The sequence below is a fragment of the Ruegeria sp. D1(2025) genome, assembly GCF_056536425.1.
The window spans coordinates 394,117-407,670 of the sequence record NZ_JBQFPO010000002.1; the positions used below are offsets into that span (position 1 = coordinate 394,117).

At 58.1% G+C, this 13,554-nt stretch carries 20 protein-coding genes; 17 read left to right on the plus strand and 3 right to left on the minus strand.

Features of this window, described 5'->3' with window-relative positions; genetic code table 11:
• Positions 1-51: 51 nt before the first annotated feature.
• Together ACR1XU_RS07655 and ACR1XU_RS07660 are read right to left on the minus strand one after the other, a co-directional pair.
• Positions 52-879, minus strand: coding sequence for an SDR family NAD(P)-dependent oxidoreductase (locus ACR1XU_RS07655; protein WP_480903604.1), 828 nt, complete (start codon positions 877-879; stop codon positions 52-54).
• Between the two features lie 69 nt (positions 880-948).
• Positions 949-1,578: an SH3 domain-containing protein gene (locus ACR1XU_RS07660; protein ID WP_321251022.1), complete on the minus strand. Its 630-nt coding sequence runs from the start codon at positions 1,576-1,578 to the stop codon at positions 949-951.
• A 198-nt stretch (positions 1,579-1,776) separates the two neighbouring features.
• Here ACR1XU_RS07660 and ACR1XU_RS07665 point away from each other — a divergent pair, with 198 nt between their 5' ends.
• The 14 genes from ACR1XU_RS07665 to rpmD all read left to right on the plus strand — a co-directional run bounded on the left by ACR1XU_RS07665 (position 1,777) and on the right by rpmD (position 10,701).
• On the plus strand, positions 1,777-4,125 hold the full coding sequence (locus ACR1XU_RS07665) for a DNA topoisomerase IV subunit A (protein ID WP_480903601.1): 2,349 nt from the start codon (positions 1,777-1,779) through the stop codon (positions 4,123-4,125).
• 98 nt (positions 4,126-4,223) lie between these two features.
• Complete coding sequence (locus tag ACR1XU_RS07670) at positions 4,224-4,814, plus strand: hypothetical protein (protein WP_170681495.1); 591 nt, start codon at positions 4,224-4,226, stop codon at positions 4,812-4,814.
• 116 nt (positions 4,815-4,930) lie between these two features.
• A complete protein-coding gene (gene tuf, locus ACR1XU_RS07675; RefSeq protein WP_480903598.1) occupies positions 4,931-6,106 on the plus strand; it encodes an elongation factor Tu in 1,176 nt (391 codons plus the stop codon).
• 307 nt (positions 6,107-6,413) lie between these two features.
• Positions 6,414-6,620: a 50S ribosomal protein L29 gene (rpmC, locus tag ACR1XU_RS07680; RefSeq protein WP_037311745.1), complete on the plus strand. Its 207-nt coding sequence runs from the start codon at positions 6,414-6,416 to the stop codon at positions 6,618-6,620.
• Positions 6,621-6,624: 4 nt separating this feature from the next.
• Positions 6,625-6,855, plus strand: coding sequence for a 30S ribosomal protein S17 (gene rpsQ, locus ACR1XU_RS07685; RefSeq protein WP_170613768.1), 231 nt, complete (start codon positions 6,625-6,627; stop codon positions 6,853-6,855).
• A gap of 76 nt (positions 6,856-6,931) precedes the next feature.
• Entirely contained in the window at positions 6,932-7,300 is a 369-nt protein-coding gene (gene rplN, locus ACR1XU_RS07690) for a 50S ribosomal protein L14 (RefSeq protein WP_005621870.1), read from the plus strand.
• Between the two features lie 2 nt (positions 7,301-7,302).
• Complete coding sequence (gene rplX / locus ACR1XU_RS07695; protein ID WP_039523375.1) at positions 7,303-7,614, plus strand: 50S ribosomal protein L24; 312 nt, start codon at positions 7,303-7,305, stop codon at positions 7,612-7,614.
• Entirely contained in the window at positions 7,607-8,167 is a 561-nt protein-coding gene (rplE, locus tag ACR1XU_RS07700; RefSeq protein ID WP_480903595.1) for a 50S ribosomal protein L5, read from the plus strand. The genes rplX and rplE overlap by 8 nt, the downstream gene beginning before the upstream one ends.
• A 19-nt stretch (positions 8,168-8,186) precedes the next feature.
• On the plus strand, positions 8,187-8,492 hold the full coding sequence (rpsN, locus tag ACR1XU_RS07705) for a 30S ribosomal protein S14 (RefSeq protein WP_068340744.1): 306 nt from the start codon (positions 8,187-8,189) through the stop codon (positions 8,490-8,492).
• A 13-nt stretch (positions 8,493-8,505) separates the two neighbouring features.
• Positions 8,506-8,898: a 30S ribosomal protein S8 gene (gene rpsH, locus ACR1XU_RS07710; protein ID WP_155148687.1), complete on the plus strand. Its 393-nt coding sequence runs from the start codon at positions 8,506-8,508 to the stop codon at positions 8,896-8,898.
• An 11-nt stretch (positions 8,899-8,909) separates the two neighbouring features.
• Complete coding sequence (gene rplF / locus ACR1XU_RS07715; protein WP_170467582.1) at positions 8,910-9,443, plus strand: 50S ribosomal protein L6; 534 nt, start codon at positions 8,910-8,912, stop codon at positions 9,441-9,443.
• Between the two features lie 11 nt (positions 9,444-9,454).
• Positions 9,455-9,814 carry a 50S ribosomal protein L18 gene (gene rplR, locus ACR1XU_RS07720; protein ID WP_010437103.1) on the plus strand — a complete coding sequence of 120 codons (360 nt, stop codon included), beginning with the start codon at positions 9,455-9,457 and terminating at the stop codon, positions 9,812-9,814.
• A gap of 116 nt (positions 9,815-9,930) precedes the next feature.
• The gene (rpsE, locus tag ACR1XU_RS07725; RefSeq protein WP_480903592.1) at positions 9,931-10,500 is read left to right on the plus strand and encodes a 30S ribosomal protein S5; all 570 of its coding nucleotides are present in this window, start codon (positions 9,931-9,933) and stop codon (positions 10,498-10,500) included.
• Positions 10,501-10,512: 12 nt separating this feature from the next.
• Positions 10,513-10,701: a 50S ribosomal protein L30 gene (rpmD, locus tag ACR1XU_RS07730; RefSeq protein WP_170613764.1), complete on the plus strand. Its 189-nt coding sequence runs from the start codon at positions 10,513-10,515 to the stop codon at positions 10,699-10,701.
• A gap of 250 nt (positions 10,702-10,951) precedes the next feature.
• Here rpmD and ACR1XU_RS07735 read toward each other — a convergent pair whose 3' ends face one another.
• Positions 10,952-11,431 (minus strand): class I SAM-dependent methyltransferase, encoded by a 480-nt coding sequence (locus ACR1XU_RS07735; protein WP_480903589.1) that lies wholly within the window; start codon positions 11,429-11,431, stop codon positions 10,952-10,954.
• A gap of 252 nt (positions 11,432-11,683) precedes the next feature.
• On the opposite strand from ACR1XU_RS07735, the gene ACR1XU_RS07740 reads away from it, so the two are divergent.
• The 3 genes from ACR1XU_RS07740 to rplO all read left to right on the plus strand — a co-directional run bounded on the left by ACR1XU_RS07740 (position 11,684) and on the right by rplO (position 13,543).
• Complete coding sequence (locus ACR1XU_RS07740; protein ID WP_170613762.1) at positions 11,684-11,899, plus strand: DUF1127 domain-containing protein; 216 nt, start codon at positions 11,684-11,686, stop codon at positions 11,897-11,899.
• A gap of 161 nt (positions 11,900-12,060) precedes the next feature.
• Complete coding sequence (locus ACR1XU_RS07745; RefSeq protein ID WP_480903587.1) at positions 12,061-12,924, plus strand: hypothetical protein; 864 nt, start codon at positions 12,061-12,063, stop codon at positions 12,922-12,924.
• A gap of 145 nt (positions 12,925-13,069) precedes the next feature.
• Complete coding sequence (rplO, locus tag ACR1XU_RS07750; RefSeq protein ID WP_480903584.1) at positions 13,070-13,543, plus strand: 50S ribosomal protein L15; 474 nt, start codon at positions 13,070-13,072, stop codon at positions 13,541-13,543.
• Positions 13,544-13,554 lie beyond the last annotated feature (11 nt).

Genomic DNA, 13,554 nt, shown 5'->3' on the forward strand with positions numbered 1-13,554 from the left:
CACGCCTCCATCTAGCGGGCGCAGCGGCAAAAGCGAATGGGTTTTTGTGTCTCAGCCCAATGACAGAATGCGATCTATGGTTTTTGTGGACAAAACCCGGCGCAGATACCCGGCGATGTAGGTAGGCGTGGTGACATAATAGCGCGCGCGCGGTCTTTTCGCGCTCACGGCAATGGCGAGTTTGTCGGTCACGGCTGATGCGGGCAGTTCAAACCGGTCGGGGCCAGAAGAATCGTAGAGTCGCGTCAGCAGCGAAGTTTCGTATTTTTCCCGCAATGCCGAGTTTTCCCAGTCGATGAACCGTTCAAACACCGGGATCGAGTTTTCCCGAATCTTCGAAGTGATCGGCCCGGGTTCGATCAGGACGACCTTAATATCGGTATCTCTAAGCTCCAGCCGCAGGGTGTCGGTCAGACCCTCGATCGCGTATTTCGTCGCGACATACGCACCGCGCCAGGGGAACGCGACCAGCCCAAGCACCGAGGAGCATTGTACAATGCGACCGTAACCCTGACGCCGCATCACCGGGATGACCTGCCGGGTCAGCTCGTGCCAGCCAAATACATTGGATTCGAATATGACGCGCAACCCATCCGTCGGCACGTCTTCTATCGCACCGGGCAATCCATGTGCACCATTGTTGAACAGTGCATCCAGCGTGCCGCCGGTCGACTCAAGCACCTGTGCCAGGCCTGTTCGGATACTATCCGCATCTGCATAATCGATTCGCGGACTGTCAAAGCCCTGTGCCCTCAGCCTGTCGCAGTCGCGCTGTTGGCGGCAGGCCGCGAAGACTCGCCAGCCGCGGGCGCGCATCCCATGAGCCGCATCCAGGCCAATACCGGAAGAGCAGCCTGTGATCAGAATGGATTTCTGCATGTCATCCCCGAGATGTTCTTTTGCCAAAAGCTATGGCGCGGTCCCGGTCAGGACAATGACATCGCTGTGTCAGTTTTCTGTTTTTCGGATCAGTGAGGCGGAAATCCATCCGATCTGTTGCCCGGGCAACACGCGCAGCCGCAGCCAGCCGGTTCCCGAATCGCCAATCACTTCGACCTTCTGTCCGATCGAAACCTTGCCAACGACCGGATAGATCGTGCCGGGCCCATCGCGCATGTTGACGCGGGTGCCCGTAACTTCGCGAATGTCTTTTGCGGGCTCGGTGGGGGCAACGGTCTGCGAAACCCCGTCAGGCACCTCAGGTGTGATCTGACGCAGCGCTGCCGCACCCTGATCCAGAGACGCCAGAGAGAATGTCGCGGCCTGATCACCAAACAGGGACAGGTCTGAACTCAGCCCAACAGCAACCTGCGTCAGCTGCGCCTGAGTATCGACCTGAACAGGCGCCGGTTCAGGTTCCGGCTTTGGCTTCTCGGGTTCGACCGGCTTAATAGCGGCTTTTTTCACAAGGTCTTCCGCCGGGGCCGGGGCAATCGGCTTTGGTGCGGGTTTGGGAACTGACGCCACTTGCACAGGTTTTTCCGCGCGCAGGCCGCGCGGCTCGAAATCGGGGCCGCCGCTCATCACGTAGAAGCTCCATCCGAGCAGAGCAAAGGTAACAAGTATAAGGCGCGTCATGACGCAATCCCCCGGGTAATCGCAACAACAAACAGGCAGCATTCAATTGATGAAAGTTTAGCATAGCTTGGGGATTGAGTCGAAAGATGGGGGAAATCCGGGGCTTGCCTCCCCGTGTTGCAAAAAGCGCGACTTGTCCCCAGTAAATTGCGCGCTGCTTGCTTTACCACGCCGCGCTTGCGTCGTATCACATCATATATGAACGACACGATCGACGACCCCAACATGGAGACCCCCGGCAACGGGGGTGAGGTAGCCGAACCGCTGCGCCGCGCGATTGGCGAACGCTATCTGACCTATGCGCTGTCCACCATCATGCACCGGGCGCTGCCCGACGCGCGGGATGGTCTGAAACCGGTGCATCGGCGAATCCTCTATGCGATGAGAGAGCTGCGACTCAGCGCAACCGGAGGTTTCAGGAAATCGGCCAAGATTTCCGGCGATGTGATGGGCAACTATCACCCGCATGGCGACGCCGCGATCTACGACGCGATGGCGCGTCTGGCGCAGGACTTCAACGTCCGTTACCCGCTGGTCGACGGGCAGGGGAATTTCGGCAATATCGACGGCGACAACCCGGCGGCCTCGCGCTACACCGAGGCGCGGATGACCATCGTGGCCGAGGCGCTGCTAGAGGGTCTGAACGAGGACGCCGTCGATTTCCGCGACAACTATGATGGCACCCTGACTGAGCCGGTTGTGCTCCCCGCGCAGTTCCCGAACCTTTTGGCCAACGGTGCCAGTGGTATCGCGGTGGGGATGGCCACGAACATCCCGCCGCACAACATCTCGGAACTCTGCGACGCCTGTCTGCATCTGATCCGGACACCCGACGCCCGCGACGACACGTTGTTGAACTATGTTCCCGGCCCGGACTTCCCGACCGGCGGCGTGATTGTCGAGCCGCCCGAGAATATCGCACAGGCCTATCGCACCGGGCGAGGTTCGTTCCGTCTGCGCTGCAAGTTCGAGGTCGAGGATCTGGGGCGAGGTCAGTGGCAGATCGTTGTTACCGAGATCCCCTATCAGGTTCAGAAATCGAAACTGATCGAAAAGATCGCCGAACTGATCCAGACCAAGAAAATCCCGATCCTCGCGGATGTCCGCGACGAATCTGCCGATGACATTCGCCTGATCCTGGAACCACGCTCCAAGAACGTGGACCCCGAGGTGCTGATGGGGATGCTCTATCGCAACTCGGATCTTGAGGTGCGGTTCAGTCTGAACATGAACGTGCTGATCGACGGCGTAACGCCCAAGGTTTGCTCGATGAAGGAGGTGCTGCGCGCTTTCCTTGATCACCGGCAAGAGGTGCTGATCCGCCGCTCGCGTCACCGTCTTGGCAAGATCGACCACCGGTTGGAGGTGTTGGAGGGCTTTATCGTCGCGTTCCTCAACCTCGACCGCGTGATCGACATCATCCGCTACGATGACGACCCTAAGGCCGCGCTGATGCGTGAGGATTGGGGCATTGATCACGTCCGCGCGACCAACGAGGCCGACTACGTATCGCCCAAGCCGGGAGAAGGCGAACTGTCCGAGGTTCAGGTCGACGCGATCCTCAACATGCGCCTGCGCAGCCTGCGCCGTCTGGAAGAGATGGAGCTGGTTCGCGAACGTGACGAATTGATGCTGGAGCGCGCCAACCTCGAAGACCTGCTGGCCGATGAGGGCCTTCAATGGGACAAAATCGCCGAGCAACTGAAAGAGACCAAGAAGACATTCGGCAAAGACTACGAAGGCGGCGCGCGCCGGACGCGGTTCGCCGAAGCGGGGCAGGTCGAGGAAGTGCCGCTTGAGGCGATGATCGACCGCGAGCCGATTACGGTCGTCTGCTCTCAGATGGGGTGGATTCGCGCCATGACCGGCCATATCGACCTGAAGCGTGAACTGAAGTTCAAGGATGGCGACGGCCCACGATTCATTTTCCACGCCGAAACGACTGATCGCCTGCTGGTGTTTGCCTCGAACGGGCGGTTCTACACGGTCAGCGCTGCGAACCTGCCCGGCGGGCGGGGCATGGGCGAGCCGCTGCGCCTGATGGTCGACCTGCCGAATGAGGCGCAGATCATCGACATTTTCATTCACAAGCCAGGCCGAAAGCTGCTTGTCGCATCGGATGCGGGCAACGGCTTTATGGTGCCCGAGGATGATGTGCTGGCCCAGACCCGCAACGGCAAACAGGTGCTGAACGTCAAAGGCGACGAAACCGCGATGATCTGTAAACCGGTGGATGGGGATCACGTGGCCGTTGTGTCTCAGAACGGCAAGTTCCTTGTGTTCCCGACTGAAGACCTGCCCGAGATGACACGCGGCAAGGGCGTGCGCCTTCAGAAATATAACATGGCACGCGGCCGCCAGGGCACGCTGGAGCTGGATGGCGGGTTGTCCGACATCACCACTTTCAACTGGGAAGAGGGCCTGAAGTGGTCGATGGGTGGTGACAAGACCCGGCACGAGGCCGATATGTCCCAGTGGCTGGCTAAACGGGCCAGCGTTGGTAAAAAACCACCCTATGGCTTCCCGCGCGACTATAAATTCTCGTGATCAGGGCGCGCTTGCGGGTGGATTTCTGCCGATACGACTTGGCACAGGCCGTATCGGTGCGCTAGATCAAAGAAAAACAGGCCTATCGAGACGAGAACATGTTGCGCATTCTGACCCTGATCACCGGATTGGCCCTGATGGCCGCCTGCACCCAGACGCAGGTTTATGAAGAGCCAGAATCGCTGGGCGAATTCAAGCTGCGGGTCAACTATGCTTTTGCCGAAAAGGCGGTGCAGGGCCCGGTGTCGCGGGATGCGACGCCTGATGAATGGACCGCAGCCATTCAGAACGCGGTCGACATTCGCCTGGGTCGCTACTCCGGTGCACAGGAATATGACATCGGTATCAGTCTGGAAGGCTATATGCTGGCGCCTCCGGGCATTCCGGTAATCTACAATCCCAAAAGCACGGCGATTGTTCTGGTAAACGTCTACGACGTGAACAAGAAAGAGTTTCTGGCCAAGGGCAAACAGTTTCAGGTTCTTGAGGACACGACCGGCGGAAGTGCCCTGAAAGGTTCGGGACACGAGCGGACCAAAGAAGAGCAGATGAGCGGGCTTGCCCTGAAAGTCGCCGACCGGGTTGAGGAGTGGCTGGCCGAGGAACACAAGGACAATGGCTGGTTTGATCGGCGGCCCGATCTGATCCGGCCGCTCGAATCCGGGGATGTTACGCAAAATCCGGCATAAGGGGCCGCTTTTCCCTCAGGATGTGCTTGATTTTCCCCTTTGAACCAAATATCTCGCGCGCGCAGATGTAACCACGGGACCAAGGGTCCCCCAAATCGCAAAAGGGCGCCTGAGGAATGGCAAAGGAAAAGTTTGAGCGTACAAAACCGCACGTCAACATCGGCACGATTGGGCACGTTGACCACGGCAAGACGACGCTGACCGCAGCAATCACCAAGTATTTCGGTGACTTCAAAGCGTATGACCAGATTGACGGTGCGCCGGAAGAGAAAGCGCGCGGCATCACCATCTCGACCGCCCACGTGGAATACGAGACCGATGCGCGCCACTATGCGCACGTTGACTGCCCCGGCCACGCCGACTACGTCAAGAACATGATCACCGGTGCTGCCCAGATGGACGGCGCGATCCTGGTTGTGAACGCCGCTGACGGCCCGATGCCGCAGACCCGCGAGCACATCCTGCTGGGCCGCCAGGTTGGCATCCCGAAGATGGTCGTGTTCATGAACAAGGTTGACCAGGTCGACGACGAAGAGCTGCTGGAACTGGTTGAGATGGAAGTTCGCGAACTGCTGTCCAGCTACGACTACCCCGGCGACGACATTCCGATCATCGCAGGTTCGGCTCTGGCGGCGATGGAAGGCAACAACCCGGAAATCGGCGAGAACAAGATCCGCGAACTGATGGCGGCTGTCGACGACTACATCGACACCCCCGAGCGCGCTGTTGACCAGCCGTTCCTGATGCCGATCGAAGACGTGTTCTCGATCTCGGGTCGTGGTACCGTTGTGACCGGTCGTGTTGAGCGTGGCGTGATCAACGTTGGCGACGAGATCGAAATCGTTGGTATCCGCGACACCGCGAAAACCACCTGCACCGGCGTTGAAATGTTCCGCAAGCTGCTGGACCGTGGTGAAGCCGGCGACAACATCGGCGCCCTGCTGCGCGGTGTTGACCGTGACGGTGTTGAGCGTGGCCAGGTTCTGTGTAAGCCGGGTTCGGTGACACCGCACACCAAGTTCGAAGCCGAAGCCTACATCCTGACCAAGGAAGAAGGCGGCCGTCACACCCCGTTCTTCGCGAACTACCGTCCGCAGTTCTACTTCCGTACGACGGACGTGACCGGCACCGTGACCCTGGCCGAAGGCACCGAGATGGTCATGCCCGGCGACAACGTGTCGTTTGGCGTTGAGCTGATCGCGCCGATCGCGATGGAGAACGGTCTGCGTTTCGCCATCCGCGAAGGCGGCCGCACCGTCGGCGCCGGCGTTGTGTCGAAAATCATCGAGTAAATCGCATCTGCGAAAAGCTACGGAAAGGGCGTCCCACGGGACGCCCTTTTTGCTTGGTGCCCAACAGAGATTGTACAGGGAACAACCTCGGGAAGCATTGGTTTGGACACCAGGCTTGAAGCTTACGATTTGGCTGCATGCATTGGTCAAAACTTTCCCTTGCCACCCACCCCTCAAACCCTTATACGGCGGCATCCTGCAAGTCCCCCGGCTGAGTCGGGGGATTCGCATGTCTGTAATTCATCCACCAGGTCCAAGGTGACCCGTTTACGGGGCCTTCTGGTGTTTTGAGCAAAGGAAAAAGGCGATGAACGCCCAAGAACTGCGTGACAAGACCCCTGACCAGCTCCGCGAGGAACTGGCCAACCTGAAGAAAGAAAGCTTTAACCTGCGCTTTCAACAGGCAACCGGTCAGCTGGAAAGCACAGCCGGCATCAAAGCGGCCCGCCGCAACGCTGCCCGCGTCAAAACCATTCTGAACGAAAAGGCCGCTGCCGCGGCATCCGAGGAGTAATCAGATGCCCAAGCGTATCCTGCAAGGCACCGTGACCAGCGACGCCAACGAACAGACCGTAACCGTATCGGTCGAGCGCCGCTTCAAGCACCCGCTGCTGCACAAAACCGTCCGTAAGTCCAAGAAGTACCGGGCTCATGACGAAAAGAACGCCTTCAAGGTCGGCGATACAGTCCGCATCATCGAATGCGCGCCGAAATCGAAGACGAAACGTTGGGAAGTTCTGGAAGCGTAAGCTTCCGGGATTTTTCCATTTGTCGAAACCCTGGGGGATTTAACAAGACCAGCCCCCACAGGTCGGGAGAAACCACATGATCCAGATGCAGACCAATCTGGATGTCGCTGACAACTCCGGCGCACGCCGAGTTCAGTGCATCAAGGTCCTGGGTGGTTCCAAGCGTAAATACGCCTCCGTCGGCGACATCATTGTCGTCTCGGTGAAGGAAGCCATCCCGCGCGGCCGCGTAAAGAAAGGTGACGTCCGCAAGGCCGTCGTCGTACGCACCGCCAAGGAAGTCCGTCGCGAAGACGGTACCGCGATCCGCTTTGATCGCAACGCCGCCGTTATCCTGAACAACAACAACGAGCCCGTAGGTACCCGTATCTTTGGCCCGGTTGTTCGTGAACTGCGCGCGAAGAACTTCATGAAAATCATCTCGCTCGCTCCGGAGGTGCTGTAATCATGGCTGCCAAACTCCGCAAAGGCGACAAGGTCGTCGTGCTGGCCGGCAAGGACAAGGGCAAAGAGGGAACCATTTCCTCGGTTGACCCGAAAGCCGGCAAAGCAGTTGTAGATGGCATCAACATCGCCATCCGCCACACCCGCCAGTCGCAAACCTCGCAAGGTGGTCGTCTGCCCCAGGCAAACCCGATCGACCTGTCGAACCTGGCTCTGCTGGACAAGAACGGCAAAGCAACCCGCGTTGGCTTCCGCATGGAAGGCGACAAGAAGGTCCGCTTCGCCAAGACCACGGGAGACGTGATCGATGCTTGATTCCGCAAAATACACCCCGCGTCTGAAAGCTCAGTACGTTGAAACCATCCGTGCCGCGCTGAAAGAAGAGTTCGGCTACAAGAACGACATGCAGCTGCCCAAGCTGGAAAAGATCGTTCTGAACATCGGGTGTGGTGCTGAGGCCGTCAAGGACTCGAAGAAAGCGAAAGCCGCTGTCGAAGATCTGACCGCGATTGCTGGTCAGCAGGCCGTTGCAACCAAGGCGAAGAAGTCGATCGCGGGTTTCCGCGTCCGTGAAGAAATGCCGCTGGGCGCGAAAGTGACCCTGCGCGGTGACCGGATGTACGAATTCCTGGATCGTCTGATCACCATCGCGCTGCCGCGCGTTCGTGACTTCCGCGGTGTTAAGCCGTCTTTCGATGGCCGTGGCAACTTTGCCATGGGTATGAAAGAGCACATCGTGTTCCCGGAAATCGACTTCGACAAGGTCGACGAGGTCTGGGGCATGGACATCGTAATTGCCACCACAGCGAAAACCGACGCTGAAGCGAAGAGCCTGTTGAAAGCATTCAACATGCCGTTCAACGCGTAAGCGCCGGGAGGATTGAGACATGGCTAAAAAAGCAATGATCGAACGCGAGAAAAAGCGCGAACGCCTGGTGGCCAAATATGCCGCAAAGCGTGCCGAGCTGAAAGAAATCGCAAATGACGAGAGCCGCCCGATGGAAGAGCGCTTCAAAGCGCGTCTGAAACTGGCGAAACTGCCGCGCAACAGCTCGGCGACCCGTCTGCACAACCGCTGTCAGCTGACCGGCCGTCCCCACGCTTACTACCGTAAGCTGAAGGTCAGCCGTATCGCGCTGCGCGAGCTGGGTTCTGCTGGTCAGATCCCCGGCATGGTGAAATCGAGCTGGTAAGGGAGACATAGATATGAATGATCCTATCGGCGATATGCTCACCCGTATCCGCAACGCGCAAATGCGCGGCAAGTCCACCGTTTCCACCCCGGCTTCCAAGCTGCGCGGTTGGGTTCTGGACGTGCTGGCGGACGAAGGTTACATCCGTGGCTACGAAAACACGACCGGTGAAAACGGTCACCCGGCCATCGAAATCAGCCTGAAGTACTACGAAGGCACCCCTGTAATTCGCGAACTGAAGCGGGTCTCTAAGCCCGGCCGCCGCGTATACATGGGCGTCAATGACATTCCGCAGGTCCGTCAGGGTCTGGGCGTGTCGATTGTCAGCACTCCGAAAGGTGTGATGTCGGACGCAAACGCTCGCTCCAACAATGTTGGTGGCGAAGTGCTCTGCACCGTCTTCTAAGGAGGTCTGCAATGTCTCGTATTGGTAAAAAGCCGGTCGAGCTGCCCAGCGGCGTTACCGCCTCTGTGTCTGGCCAGACCATCGAAGTGAAAGGTCCGAAAGGCACCCGCAGCTTCACCGCCACCGACGACGTGACGCTGTCGGTTGAAGACAACGTGGTCAAGATCGACCCCCGTGGCATGTCCAAGCGTGCCCGTCAGCAGTGGGGCATGAGCCGCACAATGGTTGCCAACCTGGTAACCGGTGTGACGACTGGCTTCAAAAAAGAGCTGGAGATCCAGGGTGTTGGTTACCGGGCTCAGATGCAGGGCAACACCCTGAAGCTGAACCTGGGCTACAGCCACGATGTTGATTTCACTGCTCCGGAAGGTGTCACCATCACCGCGCCGAAGCAGACCGAGATCGTTGTGGAAGGTATCGACCAGCAGCTGGTGGGCGAAACCGCGGCCAAAATCCGCGAGTGGCGCCGTCCCGAGCCGTACAAAGGCAAGGGCATCCGCTACAAGGGCGAGTTCATCTTCCGCAAGGAAGGCAAGAAGAAGTAAGGACGCAGACAATGGCAAACAGCAAAAGAACCCTGTTTCTGAAGCGCCGCCTGCGCGTTCGGAACAAACTTCGCAAGGTCAACGCGGGTCGTCCGCGTCTGTCCGTACACCGTTCGAACAAGAACATCAGCGTTCAGCTGATCGACGACGTACGTGGCGTGACCCTGGCATCTGCCTCGACCCTGGAAAAAGACCTGGGTGTTGTTGGCAAGAACAACGTCGAAGCGGCCACCAAGGTGGGCGCGGCCATCGCCGAGCGTGCCAAGAAGGCAGGCGTCGAAGAAGCCTATTTCGATCGTGGCGGCTTCCTGTTCCACGGCAAGGTGAAGGCAGTTGCCGACGCTGCGCGTGAAGGTGGTCTGAAGATCTAAGACCTGCGGGCGGGTTTCGATCCGCCCCGATGATTCGGGGGCCTCGGCAACAGTCGGGGCTCACTTGGATTGAAGAAAACGGCGCCGTATGCGCCACATGAGAAAAGGGATGCCAAATGGCAGAACGTGAAAACCGTCGGGGCCGTGGCCGCGACCGTGAAGAAGCACCGGAATTTGCAGATCGTCTGGTCGCAATCAACCGCGTGTCGAAAACCGTAAAAGGTGGTAAGCGCTTTGGCTTCGCCGCTCTGGTGGTTGTCGGCGATCAGAAAGGCCGCGTTGGCTTTGGCAAAGGTAAAGCGAAAGAAGTACCTGAGGCCATCCGTAAGGCGACTGAACAAGCCAAGCGCCAGATGATCCGCGTGCAGCTGCGCGAAGGTCGTACCCTGCACCACGACATCGAAGGCCGTCACGGCGCTGGTAAAGTGGTTATGCGCACCGCACCTGAAGGTACTGGTATCATCGCCGGTGGTCCGATGCGTGCCGTGTTCGAAATGCTGGGCGTCAAGGACGTTGTGTCCAAGTCGCTGGGCTCGCAGAACCCGTACAACATGATCCGCGCCACCATCAACGGCCTGCAGAAAGAGCAGAGCCCGCGTTCGGTTGCCGCACGTCGTGGCAAAAAGGTTGCCGACATCCTGCCCAAGCGGGACGAAGCACCGTCCGCTGCTGAAGCAGAAGCGTAAGGAGAGCGAACCATGGCAAAAACCATCGTCGTCAAGCAGGTCGGTTCCCCGATCCGCCGCCCCGCTGAACAGCGCGCGACCCTGATCGGTCTGGGCCTGAACAAGATGCACAAGACCCGTGAGCTGGAAGATACCCCTTCGGTTCGCGGCATGATCCGCAAGATCCCGCATCTGGTAGAGATCGTCGAAGAGCGCGGCTAAGCGCGAAACCTTCGAATGAATTGAAACGCCCCTGACTTCGGTTTTGGGGCGTTTTTTTTGCACCTTTGGTTTGCGGTTAAATCCGCAAATAGACTTGGATCAGGCTCGCGTTACATCGACTGCGTAATGACTGCTTGCCGTCTGCCCTGTGGGCGGCGTTCAAAGACGACCACGCTGTCGTAGAAAGTTATACTGTCTGTAGTCCTGGTTATGTTGGTCACCTCAAAATCCTCTCGGACATGTTGAGCGTTCAATTCGTCAATTTTCGTTTTGGCAAACTCAATAAATGTGCCCTCGCGCCGAAGACCTCCACCAAATAGACACCATTGGAGGAAACACGCTCGTACAACGTGTCAAACGTCTTGATGACGTGAGAGTTCACGTGACTTCCGTCGTCTATGACGATGTCAAAGCCCTCATATTGGTCAGCAACTTCAGCCAGGAAATTCTCGTCGTCCCGACTGCCGATATGTACATTGATGTTTTCACCGGTGTGTTTTTCGCATTCGGGATTAATGTCTATCCTGACAATTCTCGAATTCCTGTGAAAATATTTACGCCACATACGCAGCGAGCCGCCTCCGTGAACCCCAATTTCCAGAATCTTAATAGGTCGATCGCGAAACCGGTCGAAATGGCACTCGTAAATGTCAAAATAGTGCAGCCACTTGTGCAGGCGCTGTTCACCGTTTTTCAAAAAGTGCCGGTGTAGCAATCCCTTGCTGTTCATTCGGTCAAATTCCTTGATTAGAGTTTGCTGGACTTTGCCGTTCGCGGGGCTGATTTTCTACAGCAAATACTTTGAACTTTGAGACCTTGCGCCTCGTACTTTGTGACCGTGGGGGTTATTCCAAAAACGCATACCGGCTAGACCGAAACTTGCGTTGTTAGCGTTATCCTCTGCGCCTATCTGAGCCTTGTCCCAAAAGGAACAAGACAAGCAACTCCGGGGAATACGCCCCGGTCAGAAAGGAACTCAGAAATGGCACATACCGCAACACTGACACATAACGGTTTCAACTTCTCCACCCGCTTCGCAAACTTCGTTGAACGCGTGAAGGCAGCCCGCGCGCAGGCGGCCGAATACAACCGGACCTATGCCGAACTTCAGCGCCTGACCAACCGCGAGCTGGACGATATCGGCATTCGCCGCTGCGACATTGCGGACATCGCGCACAAGCACGCCTACTGCGTGTAAGACCACGCACCACCCGATCCGGAGGCGCCGCTATGGCGCCTCTTTTGTTTTGGGAGCCACGTATGCCACAGGAGCAGGTTATTTCCTGAACCCCGTTGCGAAAGCGTGCGGGATAGGTCAAGTGCTGAAAGGGTCGTTTCAGTTTGACGGAAAGGCCGGGCATGGCGCGGGAATTTCAGATCGGTATGCTGTGGGTCGATGGCCCGCTGAGCTTTCTGGAGCAGCTCTGCATCAAATCGTTTCTGGACGCTGGCCAGCACGTGCGCCTTTACACGTACGGCGATGTGCCCAACATTCCCGACGGAGCCGAACGGCGCGATGCGCGGGAGGTCATGCCCGACGAAAACATCATCACGCATAAGCGAACCGGCAGCCCCGCAGTACACGCGGACAGGTTTCGTTATCGTATGCTGGCGCAGCATCAAGATCTGATCTGGGCGGATACCGATGCGTATTGTGTCAAGCCGTTCACTACGGAAAACGGCCATTTCCACGGCCGCCTCGCCGCGCATGAGATCAACAATGGTGTTCTCAGGCTGCCGCCGGACAGCCCGACACTCTATGATCTGATCGACTACACTGAAAACCCGTATCGTATCCCACCGTGGCTGCCGTCGAAACTGCGGGCCGAGCTGATCCGCGATGCCCTGGACGGCAACCCCAAACATGCCGGTGAAATGCCCTGGGGCGTTTGGGGCCCCCGAGCACTGACCTGGCTGTTGCAGCAGAATGGCGAGGATCGTTTCTCGTTTCCCACTCAAGTCCTTTACCCGGTATCTTATAAAGAACGGCGCGTCATGAGCCGGGCCAATGGTGGTGCCGAGCGTTTCATCACGGACGAGACGATGTCGATCCACTTCTACGGCCGTCGCATGCGGTCATTCATCTTCAACAGGTTTTCCGGCATTCCGCACCCCGAAAGCCTGGTGGGTCAGCTTGTGAAAAAGCATGGCATCGATCCACATGCGGCGCCGCTCCGGCCGAAGGGCGTTATTGAGGACGAAATGGCTGAGGGTGAGGAATGACATCCGACCCGGCCCGCAGGCTTGCCAACTGACATTAACGGGCCTATACGCCTGCGGTGGCCTTGCGCCATACGAATCAAAACCAAGAAATGCCGTGTTTGGCCCATCACGCTTCGGGGGCCACATCCGGCTTAGGAGAAGCGAAATGAAACTGCACGAATTGCGCGACAATCCTGGCGCCACACCGAAACGCACCCGCGTTGGCCGTGGTCCGGGTTCCGGCAAAGGTAAAATGGGTGGCCGTGGTATCAAAGGCCAGAAATCCCGTTCGGGTGTGGCCATCAATGGCTACGAAGGCGGCCAGATGCCGCTGTACCAGCGCCTGCCCAAGCGCGGCTTCAGCAAGCCGAACCGCAAGGAATTCGCCGTTATCAACCTGGGCCTGATCCAGAAGTTCGTCGAAGCCGGCAAACTGGACACCAAGGCTGCGATCACCGAGGACGCACTGGTTGCTTCCGGTCTGGTGCGCCGCAAGCTGGACGGCATCCGTGTTCTGGCCAAGGGCGAAATCAGCGCCAAAGTGAACCTGGAAGTCACCGGTGCTTCGAAAGCTGCCGTTGAGGCAGTTGAAAAAGCGGGCGGTTCACTGACGGTCACAAAAGCCGCTGCGGCAGAGTAAGCGCTTGTGAG